Here is a 16,220-nt window from a genome sequence, read left to right on the forward strand (position 1 = left end):
GACCACCCTCCTAGGCCGACGGTAAGGGCTTCAGCAGGCCGGTATCGATCAGGCCTTGGAAGTGGGCCGTGACACTGGCGGCTAGCGCGCTGTCGCGGGTCAGAAGGCCGAGCTCGATGTTGCGGTCCAGTGCGGCAGCAGTGAGGTTGGCCGACGTGATGAAGACGGCCTCATCATCTACCACGACGGCTTTGGCGTGGAGCACGCCCGTGGGGCCGTCGGGGTCGAGCGAGCGCGGATCGAAGTAGACGGCCGGTCGGGAGGTGCCGGGCCAGTCCGTACCCCAGAAGCGTTCTGCGAAGCGACGCACGAGATGGTCACCGGCCGTGGTGTCACCTCTGGCTCGTTGGATGTTCAACATCAGAACGGTCCGCAGGTCATCGACCTCGTCCATTCGCCGGGCTAGCTCCGCGAACGCCTGAGGGCCGTCGAAGTACACGTAGGTGCTCATCCACACTGACTGCTCTGCGGTTCGCACGAGTTCCTCGTATACGCGGCGTGTGTCGCGGGCGTGGAGTCCCGGTACTTCGGGGCCTGACCACACGAGGTCCAGCGCCGGAGATCGGCGACCAGCCTCATCCAGGGATCGCACCCAGACCGCAAGGGCCCGGCCCGTGATTCCGAGGCGCGCCAGTTCAGCCAAGTCGGCGGCCAAGTTGCCGCTCCCGTCAGTCATCCCCAGCACCGATCGCAGGGCAAGCGGTGACGGGGCGTCGGGCAGGGTCCCCGAATCGCACGCGTCAGCGAGGCGTTTGCGCAGGTGTGCAGGGAGCGACGCGACTCGGCTACCCGGGGCGTTCCCCCCGTCCTGGGGGTCGGCTGACCGGGCGCTCACGGCGAGGGAAAGAAGGCGGCTTCGGACACGCCGAGCACCGGCACTACCAAGGCCCGGTCGAGGTAGTCATTGCGCATCTCGCAGGAGGTTTCCGCGATGAGTGCGCAGCCGTGGCACGCGGCGCCGTGCAGAAAGCGCTGCTCCATGCCATCGCCTGTGGCGTGCTGAGCACAGATCGGGTCGTTGGAGCACAGCAGCGCCATCTCAAGCGCGTTGCCGAGATGTCCTTCGAGGTGACGCGCCTGTTGCACCAGTCCGCCAAGGGTGCCTTCGGCGTCGGGGGTGCCGGTGTACAGCAGCAGGCCGTAGTTGTCGTCTTCGACGTATACCCGCTCACGGATGGAGCTGGCTGGGTAGCCGCAACGCATCGACATCGACTGGATCAGCAAGTGCGCCAGCGTGTGCAGCATGATGTACGGCCCACCTGGGAACGGGCGCTGTCGACGCCGGTCACGCTGCCAAGCCTCGTGCTGATCGACGAGTCGGTCGAGGCGTTGAATCACCGCCGGGCGTGTCAGCCACTCTCCGACCGCGTCTTGGCGAAGATGCACGAACACACCCTCCCCTCGATTCTCCACCGCTGGGAACCAGCGCGGCTCGATTGCGATCTCGGCTCGCTCTACATCGGTGTCGTACTCGCCGTGGATGTCGCGCATGGCGGCCTCAAAGCGAGTGAAGCCAATGAGCGCCTGGACTTCCCGCAGACGATGTAGCTGCACGACAGCCTCGACATCACCGCTCAGGCCGGACTCTGGTTCTCGCCACGCGGCATCAGGGAGACGGCGGGCGTGGAAGTCGGGGTCGACAGGGATGTCGTCGCCGTAGCCCTCCGGTGCTGCGAGCAGCGCTTCGAGTTCCGCCACCTTCACGGGACGGTCACCGACACTGCCGCTCTTGAGTTGCCCAATCGCCGCGATGACCTCATCGTCGGCAAACTCACTCAGTCCATCGGTGACCTTGGGCTTCTTCTTGATGAACTGCAGGTCGTCGGCGTTGTCCACGATTTGCAGGTCGTCCCACAGCTCGCGCACCGCCTGTTCGACAGCAGAACCCCGGTCGGGCAGCGACAGTGCGCTCAGCACCTGCGCGAAATATGCGTTGGAGGCGGTGCGGATCAGCAGTCGGCTCGGCTGATCGCACTCCTCGTCGGTGTCGAGGCCCAGCCACGGCCGCTTTCCGCGGCAGGTTCCGAGCGGTCGGTGCTCGAATTCGGTGGCCTCATAGAGGCGACGCGACTTGCCGCACTCGCACCGCACCACGAGTTCTGACAGATCGCCGGTGGTGCCGCGTTCGTCGAGCCACAACTGGCGGCCGCAGCGCTCGCCGCCCCGGTGCACGAACCCGGACCAGTTGAGGTCGTCTACATGGCCCCGCGGACAGGCGCGTACGAACCGCGTCGGTACCACCAACTTGCCGTCGAAGCGGCCTCTGTCGTCGAGCGCACGGCGGTGCGCAAGCCGTCGGGAGCGCCGACGTTCGGGGTCACCGTCATCGTCCTGCACCACAAACCACTCCGGAAAGCTCCACGCCCCGATGCCCCGGGCCGACGACCAGGGATCGCGAGGTTCCGGCGGCGGCGCGAACATCCGTGGCAGGTGCACGCCGGTGACGGTGCCGACCAAGCCGGCGAGCCGCTCGTCGATGACTTCTTCAAGCTCGCCAGTACTGGGCCAAGAGTCGAGGCCGGCGACTATTGCGGCTTGATCCGGCAGGTCGAGGAGCGCGCCCGGCCCGTAGGTCGTGATCACTTGGCTCTGGCGGAGTTGCCCGTGGCCTCGACTCATTGCCGGACTCCGCTGCCTCCCTCACCGCGCCGAGACGCCGAAAGGGGCTTGACATATACATCTACTTCAGGCTCGACGTCGCGCAGCGAGCGGTTGGCCCGGAACTTGCGCTGGTGCTGCGAGTCGAAGTCCTCTTCGAGCATTTCACGCAGCAGCGGCCGGGGGGTGCGGAGCTCATATCGCTGGTACTGCACCTCGGCGTTAGCGTCGCGGTAGTCATCAATCACCGTGATCCACGAATCGAGCAGGTCGACGACACGGGACCGCACGCTGCGCCGCCGCTCGGCCCGCTCGGCTTCGTCTGCGAACGGTTGACTGTCCACGCGGTCGCCGAAGCACCTCATCAGGGCGCGCTCGACACTGGGGCGAACCGTGGCCAACGACTCGACGCCCCTAGCAGGTGTCAGCGCGGTGTCGGTGTGGCGGGCGAGTCCCACCAGCGCCCCGGCGAGGCCACGGTCAAGAGCGCGTGCCGAGAACGGCGTCACACTCGATACCTCGACCGACCGGTAGAAGGTCTCGTGGTAGTGGCGGAACCGTTCGTAGTGGGACCGGTCCCGTGGCTTGTGGACGTTGAGCAGGGTCACCACGAGCCCTGGCTTGTCGTCGACGCGGCCCACCCGGCTGGTGGCCTGGATGTACTCGGCGTGGGTCTTGGGCTGGCCAAGCACCACCATCAGGCCGAGACGGCCGATGTCCAGACCGACCGAAATCATGTTGGTGGCGATAGCGCTGTCCACCCGGCCTGACTCGTGGGCGCCGCGGCTCAGACGCGCCCGGGCCTGTGCCACCCTGTCGGTAGACACCCGGGAGGTGAGCTCCACCACCTCCGACATGGTCCTACGATCTCGGAACAGGCCCCGGACTTCGCCAATGCGTTTACGGCTGCCGTAGGTCTTGACCGTGCTCTGAACCTCTTCCTCCAGGATGCGGCGAGCACCACCAAGTTCGCGCAAGCTATTGAAGTAGCCGAGCACGGTCATGTACGGATCGGCCGGGTTGTGCAAGTTGCGGTGACCCCCGGCGTCCCGGTAAGCCCGCTCGGCGGCGCCCATCAAGGCCAGCCAAACCCGTCGCATCAGCACTTTTGGGTTGCGTCCCGGCGCTGCGATGCCCAAGTACATGCGCCCCGGCGTCCGGTCCACCGACACGACCTGTGCGAAGAACGAGTCGCGGCGATCGGGTCCCGGAGATGGGAACACCTCGGTGAGGGATCGGGCGAATAGCGCCTGGATCTGATCCTGGGCCTGTCGGATCGTGGCGGTGGACGCCACGATCTTGGGGCGCACCGGTTGGGCGTCGCCCTCCGTGCCATCGGCTGGTTCCCCTGGGACCTGAGCGCACAACGCCTCGATGGCGGTCTCGTACAGGCCGGCCATTGTGCCGAGCGGTCCCGAAATCAGGTGCAACTCGTCTTGGATCACCAAGTCCGGCCCGGCCAGAGGCCTCTCCAGCGGGCGGCCCCGCTTCGGCTCCGAAGCGCCGTAGAACCCGGTGTCGTCAACGCGGGCAGCACCGCCGAGCAGAGCACCGGTCTGGCCAGTAAACGGCAACGACGCGAACTTGTCCACAGTGGCGATCAGGAACGCTGGCAGCCGCCGGTAGATCGGTTCGTCCACCGCCAGGATCGGCAAAGATCGGTCGCCGCTGAAATCACACTCGAAGTTGACGCACACGATTCGCAACTCGCTCGGCTGATCGTCGTCGGGCAGCAGCGTGAACGAGGCCGGCTCGAACCGGGTGCCGCACCACGGGCAGCTCTCCAGCGGAATTGGCGTGGGCTTGCCGGGGTCGCTCTTGAATTGGCGGGTCTTGGAGCGAGCGGTGTCGGGGCGCCTGTCACCTTTGTGTCCCATCACGTTGGGGGTGGCGGCCTTGCCGACCCACAGTCCGATCTCGATAGGCCAAGCGCCGTAGCGGGCTGGGTCAGCCTCGCGTTCGAGTTCGAGCGCGCATACGAGGCTGGCGGCTCGTCCGAGTTGGTCGAGAGTGAGCAGCCGCAGCGTGTAGCGCATGATCACTGTCACGCCCGCAGCCTGGAAGCCGTCCTGCCCAGGGTGTCGCAGTCGGCGCAGCACGATGGCGAAGGCGGCGAGGCCCAGATACGCCTCGGTCTTGCCACCGCCGGTCGGGAAGAACAGCAGATCTACGATCTGGCGCTCGACGCTTCGCCGGTCGGCCAGCCCACCTACGTTCAACAGGATGAAGGCAAGCTGGAAGGCCCGCCACCGTGGCCCATCGTCGTCGGAACGCCGTCGCAGCGCCCGCGCCACGGCCCGATTCGCCACTCGGAACGCGTCGAGCGCATCCAGGTCGGCAGCGAGCAACTGGATGCCCCGCTCGATGCGGTCTGCAACCAGGGAAGCCCGTCGCAGCAGTTCATCGCCGACATCGCGGCGAGCGCCGCTCAGCGCACTGATCTCCTCACGCTGGCTGGCAATCCATGCGCGGTAGTGGCTAACCAGCGGTTGAAGCGCGGCGGATGCAGCCGGCCCGTCGGCGAGAGCGCCGAGCCGCTCCATCGACAGGTCGGCGTCTGCCACAGACGCCGTCTCGGTCTTGGCGACCGTGGCAGCGGGAATCCATGCCGTCCGCAGCACCAGGCATTGGCCGTCGATGATCTGCCAGTCCGCCGAGGTGCCGTGACCGACGGCGTACTCAGGAACATCGGCGTAGTGAAGATCGGCTACTTGATCGTCCCATGCGGAGGCGAGCGCTCCTCGCGGATCGGGCCGGGCCACAAACGGCACCTCGCCCGAGACTTCGAGTTCGGCTTGGAACGCGTACGTCTGATCGGACTCGCTCTCGCCGATGTCCCCAGTGGGTGCGGACACTGCAGCAGGACGATTGTTCACTAGGAACACCGAAACTGACCGTGTGCCCTCGTGCAGCCCCGCTATTCGCGCCGTGTCGACCTGCCTGACGGCAACGTGCAGCCTGAGGCCCCCGGACTCTGGGACCAAGAGTTCGGCAGTCTCTTCGGCAAGGAACAACTGCACCGTCCGCTCCTGCGGCTCGCGCTGCCACACCGATACCGTGTCGCCGTCGGGTCCCTCGTACTCACCTTTGCGGTAGTCACCCCACCGCACCGTCACCTGAAGTTCTTCGGCAGAGTCCGCCACAAGGAAGCTCAGCCCGATCGATGACGGGAAGAAGCCCCTCTTGGCAGCCGTTCGCTCCTCGGAGGACTCCTCGGCCAACCCCGCTGCAGCCGGCGTCTCGTCCAGCGGATCGTCCTCGTCGGCGTCGCATCGTTGCTCAGGCGGCGCATCAGACGGAACCAAGAACCCGGTCAGATACCAATTCGACGGCCTCACCCACCCCGGCAGTCGTTCCTCCGCGAGTTCAGCACCTGCGTCCGGCCCCACCAAATCGAGCCGCAACGCCTCCACCAAGTACCCGCGAACCTGCTGCGAGTTGGCATCAGCCAGAGTGGGGAGCTGGGTGTCAGCGCTCATCACGCGGGGTCATCACGTCTCACTTGGGCCTCAGGCAGACTCCGACGCGCGTGGCATTGGGGGTCAGAAGCCATTGAAGAGCTGCAGTTCTTCGTTGATTGTCGCCGCAATGTTCGTCTTGTCGTCGACCGGCTTAGCCGATTCCAAGAGTCGGATGACCTCTTCTTGTTCGTCGTGGCTGGAGAGCGATAGCGAGAACGTGTCTCTGCTCCTCTTCTGGAAGGACTCGACGCTCTGCAGAGTCTTGGTCAGCACGCCCGCCGCAGCAGCAGCAAATTGTTGTCGATCAGCATCCAACCACCGACCGAATACTCCAAAGGTCGAACGTCTCAGGAGCGTGGCCCCACTGATGTCGAGCGAAGTAGGAACATTGGCTTGACCGACGATGGACATTGCTTCAACGATGACGCGGGCCGTCAGCTCCCTGTAGCCATCAGCTTGAAGTTCTCCATCTTGGGTTCCTTCGATCCCTGGCGTCCACGGAATCACATAGAGCGGGCGGATGTCGTCTTCGCCGGTGCGCGGCAGCACGGTTGCTGATGGATCGAGCGCTCGTTGGGCAGGTTCTGGCAGCTCAGAAAGACCTGAGGCCGAGAGCTTCGCACCCTCCACGTCGATCGAGATGCCGACGGTGCCCGTTGGCGCCGCGGACAGACCCCGAGCGGCAACCGACTCGCTCAAGTCCTGAAGGGTCTCGGCCAACGAGGCGGCATCGCTCGCGACGGTTCCGTAGACGACATGGCCTGGCCGGGGCAGTGTCTCCGCGTACGACGCCGACAGGTCATGAGAGGCCAAGATCAGTTTCACGGCTTGCCGTATGTTCGAAGAGTCTCGGGAGAACCCGTGGGACTTGAGCTCAACGACGATGGTTGCCGGATCGTCCTGATGGAAGATGCATAGGTCTGGACGGCATGGCGAACGGTCGGGGGAGCCGGCGATGTCCTGAAGGACCCCCGCTGTCGGCTCGCCGGCCGGCACGAGCAGGGATCTGCCGATCGACTCCAACTCGTACCCGGCTCTACGCAGGACTGGGTTCACGACTGCAACGTCGGGCAGATCCTCAAGCGCCCACAGCAGGACGTTGAGTTGAAACACCGGGTCGGTGGCGAGGACCGCGTCAGCGGTCATGCGGCGGAGCGGGCGGCATCTGCCACGGCCTTGTCGTAAGACTCGCTGCCGAGCCAGGCTCTCGCGGTGGGGGCCAGTTCCCGCTGCACATTCGCCACGAGGCGGTGGACGGTGTTCCCGCAGGTGCCGTGAGGCAGCACGGCCAGGAGATGCCGATTGGTGGCTTCCAGCAGGAAGGGTTGCCAGAGGTGTCGGTCGATGGCGACGACATGGACCTTCGTGGGCCCACGCCGCGTGACGAAACCGCCAATGCGGAAGCGGCTCGTGCGTCGCTCTAGCGCGAGTTCCACGAAGCGGTTGAACAGCGGCTCAGAGAGCGGCTCTCCAAACTCGATGAGCAACGGGCTGCCGCTGATCTTGAAGCCGCCCTCGCCAGCGTCGGTGGTATCCACCCAGAGGCGATCTTCGGCGTGCTCGGTGATGCTGCGATACAGCGCAAGGATGCGCCGCACCGTGGCGCGATGGTCGGCGAAGGAATCACTGCGGTTCGTGGCGCGGCCGTCGTAGCTGAGACGATGGCCGCCGCGCCCGGCAGCTGGCATCTGCAGGTGAACCAACGAGCGCAACGGGTCATAAGACTCGATCAGTCGTTGCAGTTTGTCGTCAAGCACCGAGAGGCGCTCGGTGAGCGTCACGACCGAGCGTCGGCGCTCCGCGAAGGCGCTCGGCGTCTCGTAGTCGGCATCGTCACCGTCGTCCTCGGCAACCGCCTCGGGATCATCGTTCGGCTCATAGCGCGCCTCGTGCTCAAAACCAAGCCGTGCGTAGCGCTGTGGCGAAGTGGTGGCCTTTACCTCTCGCCACAGCTCGAACAAGATCGGCGACGAAAGCCAGAGGCGGTCGAGCCAAGGGTTCGCGTCCACTCTTTGGCGAACCCAACGGTCGCTGTGCTCCACGGCCATCTTCGTGTAGAAGACGGGATGCCGGTCGTCGAGCTCCTCCAGCAGACCTACCACCCGGCCGCCGTGGTCGGCGTCCTCGACCCGGTACAGCGTGTCATCGAGGCGATGCAGATGCACACGCCCGTCGAGCCTGCTGGCGAGGTCAGGCATCTGCATGTGACTGCCTGCAGTCTCGAGCATGTAGGTCTTGACCAGCTTGCGGGTCGCGTCGGGGTGCTCAAGGTCCGCAGCAGCAGGCACCGGATGGCCCTCTAGGTAGTCGACAAACTCCCTGCGGCTCGTCAGCCGCGGCAGGTATCCGATGTCACCGGTCATGGATGCAGCGTAGGCCGTGCCTCAAACCAGCGGACCTGCCTGGTGGTGCAGCACGGCGCTTTGCGGAGCCTCCATGAGGGTCTACCCGCGATGCTCAGCAACCTCGCGAAGCGCACATCACACGCATCCGACGTGAGGCGCGCGATTTGCCAGAAACGCCGATCCGATCAGGCTTGGCACTCATCGGCACTACCCCAGGTCAGCGGAATCAGCCGACGCGGCCGTGCCCCATAGGGTTCCCGAAGCTGGGCTTTGCACAGATGGCACTGGGCGGCGGCGGGGACTGGGTCGCCGTGGGGATGCCGGGCGCTTGGCCTCGGCGAGGCCGGCTCGAGCTTCCTCGGCGGCGCGTTCACCGTTGAGCTCAAGGAGGCGGGCGAGCACCTCGTCGCGGATGTCGTCGGGCCAGCGGTAGCGGTAGGGCTTCCTCTTGTTGCCCCACGTCTCCTCGTCGATCTCGTAGTCGAGCAGGAACTCGCAGTCCGTGGGGATGTCGGTCCAGCCGTAAGCGTCCAAGACAGCCCTGTCCATGGCGGCATGCAGGCGGCGCAGTTCGGCGACGTCGGATGCGTCTTCGTAGGGGTCGTGGAAACGGTTGTAGGTTTTCGTCATCCCCTCGTCGTTCCGAACCATGAGTTCTGCGCGGGCCTCGTAGTACAACTGACCAGCTTGCTCCAGGCTCGCAAGGTTCTGCCAATTCTCAGGAAACGGAAATGTCTCAAAACAGTCGGATACTGTATACCTTAGGCCATCACCGAGCGTCGAACCAAAGAACCGCACCCACACCTCATGAGGTCGCGTCTGCAAGGCACAGAATGCAGCATACATCGCCAGCTGATAGACATTGAGAGCATGAGAATAGACCATTTCTGAGGACAGAAACGCGAACTGTAGATGCTGACTAGTCTGCGCGTTCACTAATACTCGATCCAAGTCCGCTATTGACGCATACAAGTCCGGCCTCAGGCGCTCAAAGTGCCACCACTTTGCCGTGGAGTGGCTACCTCTTGTGCCCTTGACTTTCGCCTCTACAATAGCCAACAGATCCGGCCAGTCCGCCGCCACTGGTTTCGCATAATCTGCCGCGACGGTGCGTTCGGCGGGCTCTATTCGCACTCTGTCAATGTCAGAGGCATGCTGAGATCTCTGACCATCCACTCGTGCTAGTGGGAAGTCTCGAAAGTTAATGACATAACGGTGAAAGCCGTGCATCGGGTCGCTATTTACTTCTTCACCACCAATATAAGGTTGGATTATATCGCCATTTCTCGGATCTGCTTCAATCAGCCGCTGCATGGTTGCGAGCGGCGACGCTACTCCATCGCCATCGCTATCGTCGAAGGTGAATCCCATCCCAAGAACGATGCTTCCTTGGAAGCTCATGCCTGAGTTGGCTGACAGGCGAGGCGGATCCTCGTGGCGATTACCCTGAAAGAGGAAGGCGTTAATGGCTTCGACGAAATGACCGTCAAGCTGTCTAGCTATGGTAATGTAGCCCTTGTGTACATGAACGAAACTGACGATCACCGCCGCGGTGCCGGGCCATCTAAATCTACGTCGCGCGTTATAGATTTCACCGCCGTTCGTACAAATCCAGCGCAGTCCGCTAAACCGAGTGTCGCCCTGCGCGATGGTATTCGTAGCGATTAGTCCGAACGTTCCGTGGATTCGAATCAGCTCGAAGGATTGCCTGAAGAAGTGTGCGACTAGGTCGGCGGCTCCGTGGGTCTCAGTATTGGCTTCCTTAAGCCAGACGGGGTAGTTATCAACGTTGGACGAGGCGATGGTGTTCTTGCCTGCGAAGGGGGGGTTGCCGATTACAGTGTCGAAGCCGGGGTTCTCTCGGTCGAAGACTTCTGGGAACTCGATTGGCCAATGGAACGGAGCTAACGGCGGATCAGAGTAGCGGAGAACGTTGAGCCACTGGCTGTAGCTGCCTGCTTCATCGTCGATGACTTTGTTAGCGAACTCCTTACGGCCAGTCTCCCGTTCCCTGGGCTTGGGTTTGTCGAAGAAGGCTGCGACTACCAGGTCTCCGAGGAGCCGAATGGCTGCGGTCTCGGACTGGGCTTCGTCCCACAGGTCACGCAGTTCGCGTTCGGACACAGAGTCGTCAGCCTCGCGGATTTGCTGGCGCAATTCGGCTGCACGGTCCAGATGCTCGCGGCCACGCAGTGCTTCGAAACCATCCTCGAAGTTCGGCGCGTCGCCCTTCCAGTGGAAGGCCTGGATCTGCGGGAGCGACAGGCCCACCAGCGAATCGCCATGGCGTAGGGCATGGTCGAGAAACGTCAGCGGGTGCTCTTTGGCGAGAGTAGTGAGCCAGAGTGACAGCTTGGCTAGGTCGACTGCCTTGGGATTGCGGTCGACCCCATACAGACAGCGCTGGGCCACGAGACGGCGTGCGTAGATCGTCACGTCGTCGTCCGGCGGGATGTTCGGCACGGCATCGTGAGCGTGCCACGACTCGATCAGCGCGTCGGCCAGTTGGCGGCACGCCTCCACCAAGAAGGCACCAGAGCCCATCGCCGGATCGCACACCTTGAGATCGAGGACCTGCTCAGGACTAAGCGGGCCACCGGTCTCGTCCTGAAGGCGGTTGAAAATCGGTTCCAGCGCAACGCGCACAATCGGTTCCGTGAGTTCGCGGGGCGTGTAATGCGAGCCGGAGCGGCGGCGTTCCTCGCTGGGCTGTAGCACCATCGCGCCGGCGGGAATGAGGTCGGGGGTCGCGTTCTTGTCGATTACCGACACCAAGGCGGCGTGCAGGTCACTCACGGTGCCACCCGATTGCGGGTCGATCTGCTTGACGGACTTGTTGACGCCAGCTGTGATTTTGCGGTCGGTGCGGTCACGGAGCCACTTGGCTCGCTGAGCCGGGGCTTCTGTCAGCAACTCTTCGAGGTTGATGGTGGCCGGAGCACCGTGCCTCTTGGCGGCCTTGATCGCAGCGCTGCGGCCGCCGGCGGTTTCGAGGCGGAAGCCCATCATGGTCTCGTAGACCGACCCGATGTGCTCCACGTCCAGCGCCCGATAGGAGATGCGTTCGGCATCGAGCACGATCAGCTTCTCGAGCACCCGGTGGATCGTGCCGTCGGGTACCAAGGGTGAGTCGACCCGCTCGTGCGTCTGGCGCGCATTGCCGTGCGCCCCGCCGCGCCCCTCCAGGAACGGGTAGCTGTCGGGGTGGAACAGGTCGCCGTGGCGGGGAGCCAGGTGCATGTTCGGGCCTTCGGCGCCGTCGTGGACCATGCGCCACAACGCGAGCAACTGCGCATAGGCGCCGAAGCGCTGGTCCATGGTGTCGGGATGCAGCGCTGCATCCTCTCGGAGCCGCTCGTACAGGCCCGACACTGAGTAGGCGCCCAAGAACATCTCGTCCTGCGGCAGCATGTCGCGCTCCTCGGCGTAGAGCAGGAACACCAGGCGGAGTACCACCGTGAGCAAGCCCCTGTAGATCTCGTCGGGTTCGTCCCGGAGCTCGTGATGTAGTAGTTCGCCTCGCGTAGAGTCGTGAGCTGCCTGAAAGCCGCGCAGCAGCTCATACAGGGCGTGCAGCACCTGCTCGGCTAGGCGCTCGCTGACCTCGTTCTGGAACTTGCGGCTCTCGCGCAGCAGCGCGGCGAGGCGCTTGTCGGCGGGCACGGCAAGCAGACGGGTCTCGCTCAGCAACTCGCGCATGGCCGAGCAGATCGGCCGGCCCGCCGTCTGGAGCATGTCCGTGACCCTGAAGTCCAGCCAGCCGGAACTCTCGCCCGCGGGCGCGGAGACGAGCCGCAGCGCCACACCGTTGAAGACCAGCCCTACCGGAGTGCGCGTGTGGCGCAGCAGACGCTCTATGCGTCCGTGGGCTGAGAGCCCGGAACCGTCCGCCGACGTGGCATCGAAGCTCTCCCGGGGATCGATGACCGTGACCAACAGTTGCCACGGCGACGGTTCATCCTTCGACGCGCTCGCCCCGGCTGCGTCGGATCGAGGCGTCATGGCGGGAATGCCGTCGTCCGAGTCCGGCGCGGAGGCCGCTGCCGGCGCTGTTTTCAATGCCTCAGCGCGAACCGCGAAGTCCGGGCCGAGAACATGGCCAGTCTCCGGCAGTTCGACCAGCAGATCGGCGGGCATCGGCGCCTCGGGCGTGCCTGCGTATCCCTTTGGCGAGAAACTCCAGTCCAGCACCGTCTCAGCGAACGTCTTGAAGTCGGCCAACCGTGGCCCCGACTCCGCCAACGATTCGGCATCGGCCTCGTCCGGGACGCAGGTGCGCAGCAGGCGCTGCCCTTCAGTGTCGCGGCGGTTCAAGATCACCCCGGCGCGTACCAGTGCCGGAGCGGAAACCACCAGGCCGATGGGCCTGACGAACCCGAGCCATTCCAAGTGTGCGGCGATGTGCGGATCGAGCTTCGCCATCAGTTCGTCTCCGGCCACAGGTAGACCAGCCCGATCGGCTCGACCCGCTGCACCATCACCTCGTAGAACTCCCGCACACGGGCGGGCTCGCGTGCCAAGTCCTGCTCGAAGCCGTCGAGCCGCCTGCGCCAGTGTGCAATGTTGGCGTCGAGTTGACGGGTGTCCTCTCGGAGCTGGCGGGCGTCGCTCCCTTGAAAGTCCAACAAGAGCTGGGTGTAGTCGCGCTGGTGGTGAGCAAGCTCGGCCTCGACTTGGTCGCGGTGCCGCTCGAGTGTCTCGCGCAGCGCCCGTTCTTCGCGCTCGCCGCGCTCAGCCAGCTGGCGCTTCGCTGTCTCAGCGTGCTCGACGGCTCGCGGCTCAAGCTGCGGACGGAGTTCCTCGATGTCTTGGGCGGCGGCCTCCATAAGGCGGCGCTGGACGACCTCATTTGGAACTCGGCCAGCGGCGTGCAGCGATTCCTCCAGCAGGTCCATCGTGTGCATCTCGGCATCTCGGGCGTATGCCTTCAAGGGTTCGCTGCGCGACGCCGGGTCGCTCCAACGAGCGGCGACCGGCACGATCTCCTCGTGCAGCCGCTCAGCGCCGCGGCCGTAGAGCGACAGCCGTCCCAGCAAGATCACTCGCGGAATCGAGTCTCGCGACTGGGCCAGACAGGCTCTCGACAGGTCGTGGTACACGAAGCCCTGAGCACGAAAGCGGGACAGCAGCCGCTGTGCAACCCGCTGTTCCAGGTGCAGGTGGACGGTCTCTTCGTCGAGGCGTCCCGCGTCCTCGAATACCACCGGGCGGATCGGCGCCTCGCGGCGCCACTCGGGGAGATTCTGGTCGATCTTGCGCGGGACTCGCAGCGAATCGATCGTCGACATCCAGCTCGGGTCGGCGGCGGCTCGCTGCTCCAACGGCGGAAACGTCCACACCTTGCGGCGCTCGTCGTCGGTGCCCTCCGCCAAGGGCGGCGCACCCAAGAGTTCCAGCGAACAGTCGATGGCGTCGCGGAACGGCTGAGACGAGAATCCCGCCCACTTGCGAGACCGGTCCAGAAGACTCCTGCACGCTTCAATCTGCGCCTCCAAGGCTTGAGAGCGCTCGCGAGCCAGCTCCAGTTCCTCCGCGGTGGCCTGCCGTTTGGCGTCATTCAGTGATTCGGCCTCAATCTCGCTTCTGAGGGCATCGGCGTCGCGGTGGCGAATTCCCTCGGACAGCATCCGGCGCTCCACGGAGTCATCGATCACCTGCGAGAGGCTCCCCAATTCCCGCTTGATGGTCTCCGTCTTGGTGACCAGAACCTCCAGCACCCGGTCCTCAATCCGCTGAGGCAGAACGAAGTAGTGACAGTTGACCTCTGTCGCGGGTTGCAGCTTGCGGTCGATACGACCGTTGCGCTGCTCGATGCGACCCGGGTTCCACGGCAGGTCGAAGTGGAACAGATCTGAACAGTGCGCCTGCAGGTTGAGGCCCTCGCGCGCTGCGTCAGTTGCGATGAGGATCCGCAGCGGCTCTTCGGCTGGGTCGGCGTTGAAGCGACGCTGCACTTCGCGGCGTCGAGCCTTACTTGTGAGGCCGTCGATGACCCCGATGCGTTCGTCGGCCCGTTCGGTGCCTTCGACGGCCTGGTCCAGGATGGACTTGAGATAGCGCTTGGTTCCCTCGCGGTTCTCAGTGAAGATCAGCACCCGACGGTCGTTCCATGTCGGGGGCAGCCCAGTGGCAGTTCCGCCGAAGGCGGGCAGCCTCTCGCACTGGTGCTCTCTGATCCAGTCGATGAGGTGGAGCGCCTTGGCATCGGGTATGTGCCTGGCCCCGTCCGCAATCTCCTCCATCTGATCGAGGAGCTCCTGCTCGCGGACCCATGCGGCAGTCTCAGGATCGGCAGCCGGGCGCGACGCTGCGTCGATCTGCTCGATCTGCGCGGCTTCGTCCGCATCAGCCTCTTCGGGGGACAGACCACCACGCTCGTCGTCGGCGTCCGCGGGCTTGAGGAAGCCGAGCGCCTCTTGATCGGCGGCCTCAGGGTGTAGCGACGCCGCGGACTTCGGCTCGTGAGCCTTGTCCCAATGGCGCTGAACGGTCTGGCGGTGAACCTTGAGACTGCGCGCGAACGCTTCGATCGATGACAAGAGGCGTTGTTGCAAGCCAACGACCATGAGCCCCGCTGCAAAACGGACCTTGGCCGATTCCGAGGCATAGCGCTGCTCGCGGGCGCTGCGGTACTCGTCGAGCAGCTTTGACAGCACCAACTCCGGCGCATCGTCGGGCAGACCGTCAATGTCAAGCCGCACCACGTTGCGCTCTGGGAACCCGCCTTGAATCGAGCGAAGGTCTTCCTTGATGCGGCGGACCATCACCGGCTCCAGATCGGTCTGTGCCCGGACCTTCACGCCGCGGGTGAACCGGTACGGGTCAAGCAACTCCAACAGTGTGGAGAAGCTGTTGGAGTGGCCGTTGTGGGGCGTGGCCGACAGGAACAGGCGATGCTCGAAGCGGTGCGCGAGGTCGCGCACCGCCTTGGTGATCTTGGTCTCGATGCCATAGCGGCCGCCCGACGAGGGCGCCGCATGATGCGCCTCGTCGAGGATCAGCAGACTGCCGGGCCGCGACTTGCCGAGCCATTCCCGCATTGGGTCGGTGTAGGCGGGGTCGATCAGGAGGTTGTGCGATACCAAGAAGCGGCTGTGGGTGCGCCACGGGTTGACCCCGAAGCCCCGCTCGCGTCGTATCCGAGATACATAGCCGCGGTCGAGGATCTCAAACACGAGACCGAACCGCTCCTCCATCTCGGTTCGCCACTGTTCCAGCATCGACGGTGGCGCAGCCACAACGATTTCCTTCGCCTTACGGCGCAGCAGCAGTTCGCGGGCGATCAGGCCGGCCTCGATGGTCTTGCCCAAGCCTGTGTCATCGGCGATCAGCAAGTTGACTCGCGGCAGCGTCAGCGCCTTGCGCAACGGCTCCATCTGGTAGGCGTCGATGGTGATCCCCGCACGGAACGGCGCTTGAAACAACCGCGGATCGGTCGCGGTGGTGCAGTTCCAGCGCAGCGTGTTCAAGAATGCTGCGAACAGCCGCGGCGAGTCCAAGCCCTTTGACGCCAAGTCGGCCCAACCCTCGTCAGCAAGTATCCACCGATCCGGTTCGTGCTCCCAGAGCACTTCCAGCGACTGGCCTTGGTTGTCGTCGTCGACACATGCCAGGCGCACCTGGGCCGAGGCCTTCGGCCCGGTCGGATCCACGACTTCCTCGACGATCCATCGTCGAGACCGCACCTGCACCAACTCGCCGACCAAGGGCACCCGTTCCGGCAGTGCAGTTGGCGCAGCGGCACTGACGGCGACCATGCCAACGAGGCTACGACGGGCCAGGCCAACAGTGCCGACGAATGAGGCAGGGCATGCTG

7 protein-coding genes are annotated in these 16,220 nt (G+C 64.6%); all 7 read right to left on the reverse strand.

Annotation, left to right across the window (positions count from 1 at the left end; genetic code table 11):
• Positions 1-10: 10 nt before the first annotated feature.
• The 7 genes from drmC to drmD all read right to left on the reverse strand — a co-directional run bounded on the left by drmC (position 11) and on the right by drmD (position 16,161).
• On the reverse strand, positions 11-835 hold the full coding sequence (gene drmC / locus ACOGXQ_RS12605) for a DISARM system phospholipase D-like protein DrmC (protein ID WP_419944001.1): 825 nt from the start codon (positions 833-835) through the stop codon (positions 11-13).
• A complete protein-coding gene (gene drmB / locus ACOGXQ_RS12610) occupies positions 832-2,619 on the reverse strand; it encodes a DrmB family protein (protein WP_419944002.1) in 1,788 nt (595 codons plus the stop codon). Before drmB ends, drmC begins: the two co-directional genes overlap by 4 nt.
• Positions 2,616-6,077 carry a DISARM system helicase DrmA gene (drmA, locus tag ACOGXQ_RS12615; RefSeq protein WP_419944003.1) on the reverse strand — a complete coding sequence of 1,154 codons (3,462 nt, stop codon included), beginning with the start codon at positions 6,075-6,077 and terminating at the stop codon, positions 2,616-2,618. Before drmA ends, drmB begins: the two co-directional genes overlap by 4 nt.
• Positions 6,078-6,140: 63 nt before the next feature.
• Positions 6,141-7,205: a hypothetical protein gene (locus ACOGXQ_RS12620; RefSeq protein WP_419944004.1), complete on the reverse strand. Its 1,065-nt coding sequence runs from the start codon at positions 7,203-7,205 to the stop codon at positions 6,141-6,143.
• Complete coding sequence (locus tag ACOGXQ_RS12625) at positions 7,202-8,422, reverse strand: hypothetical protein (RefSeq protein WP_419944005.1); 1,221 nt, start codon at positions 8,420-8,422, stop codon at positions 7,202-7,204. Before ACOGXQ_RS12625 ends, ACOGXQ_RS12620 begins: the two co-directional genes overlap by 4 nt.
• A gap of 189 nt (positions 8,423-8,611) precedes the next feature.
• Positions 8,612-12,826: an Eco57I restriction-modification methylase domain-containing protein gene (locus ACOGXQ_RS12630; RefSeq protein ID WP_419944006.1), complete on the reverse strand. Its 4,215-nt coding sequence runs from the start codon at positions 12,824-12,826 to the stop codon at positions 8,612-8,614.
• Positions 12,826-16,161: a DISARM system SNF2-like helicase DrmD gene (gene drmD / locus ACOGXQ_RS12635; RefSeq protein WP_419944007.1), complete on the reverse strand. Its 3,336-nt coding sequence runs from the start codon at positions 16,159-16,161 to the stop codon at positions 12,826-12,828. The genes ACOGXQ_RS12630 and drmD overlap by 1 nt, the downstream gene beginning before the upstream one ends.
• Positions 16,162-16,220 lie beyond the last annotated feature (59 nt).

The organism is Candidatus Poriferisodalis sp. (assembly GCF_965208485.1).
Lineage (GTDB): Bacteria > Actinomycetota > Acidimicrobiia > Acidimicrobiales > Poriferisodalaceae > Poriferisodalis.

Excerpts from the sequence above, each read along its gene's own strand:
- ACOGXQ_RS12630 (WP_419944006.1), bottom strand. The coding sequence starts at position 12,826 with ATGGCGAAGCTCGATCCGCACATCGCCGCACACTTGGAATGGCTCGGG.
- drmB (WP_419944002.1), bottom strand. The coding sequence starts at position 2,619 with ATGAGTCGAGGCCACGGGCAACTCCGCCAGAGCCAAGTGATCACGACC.
- drmA (WP_419944003.1), bottom strand. The coding sequence starts at position 6,077 with ATGAGCGCTGACACCCAGCTCCCCACTCTGGCTGATGCCAACTCGCAG.
- ACOGXQ_RS12620 (WP_419944004.1), bottom strand. The coding sequence starts at position 7,205 with ATGACCGCTGACGCGGTCCTCGCCACCGACCCGGTGTTTCAACTCAAC.
- ACOGXQ_RS12625 (WP_419944005.1), bottom strand. The coding sequence starts at position 8,422 with ATGACCGGTGACATCGGATACCTGCCGCGGCTGACGAGCCGCAGGGAG.
- drmD (WP_419944007.1), bottom strand. The coding sequence starts at position 16,161 with ATGGTCGCCGTCAGTGCCGCTGCGCCAACTGCACTGCCGGAACGGGTG.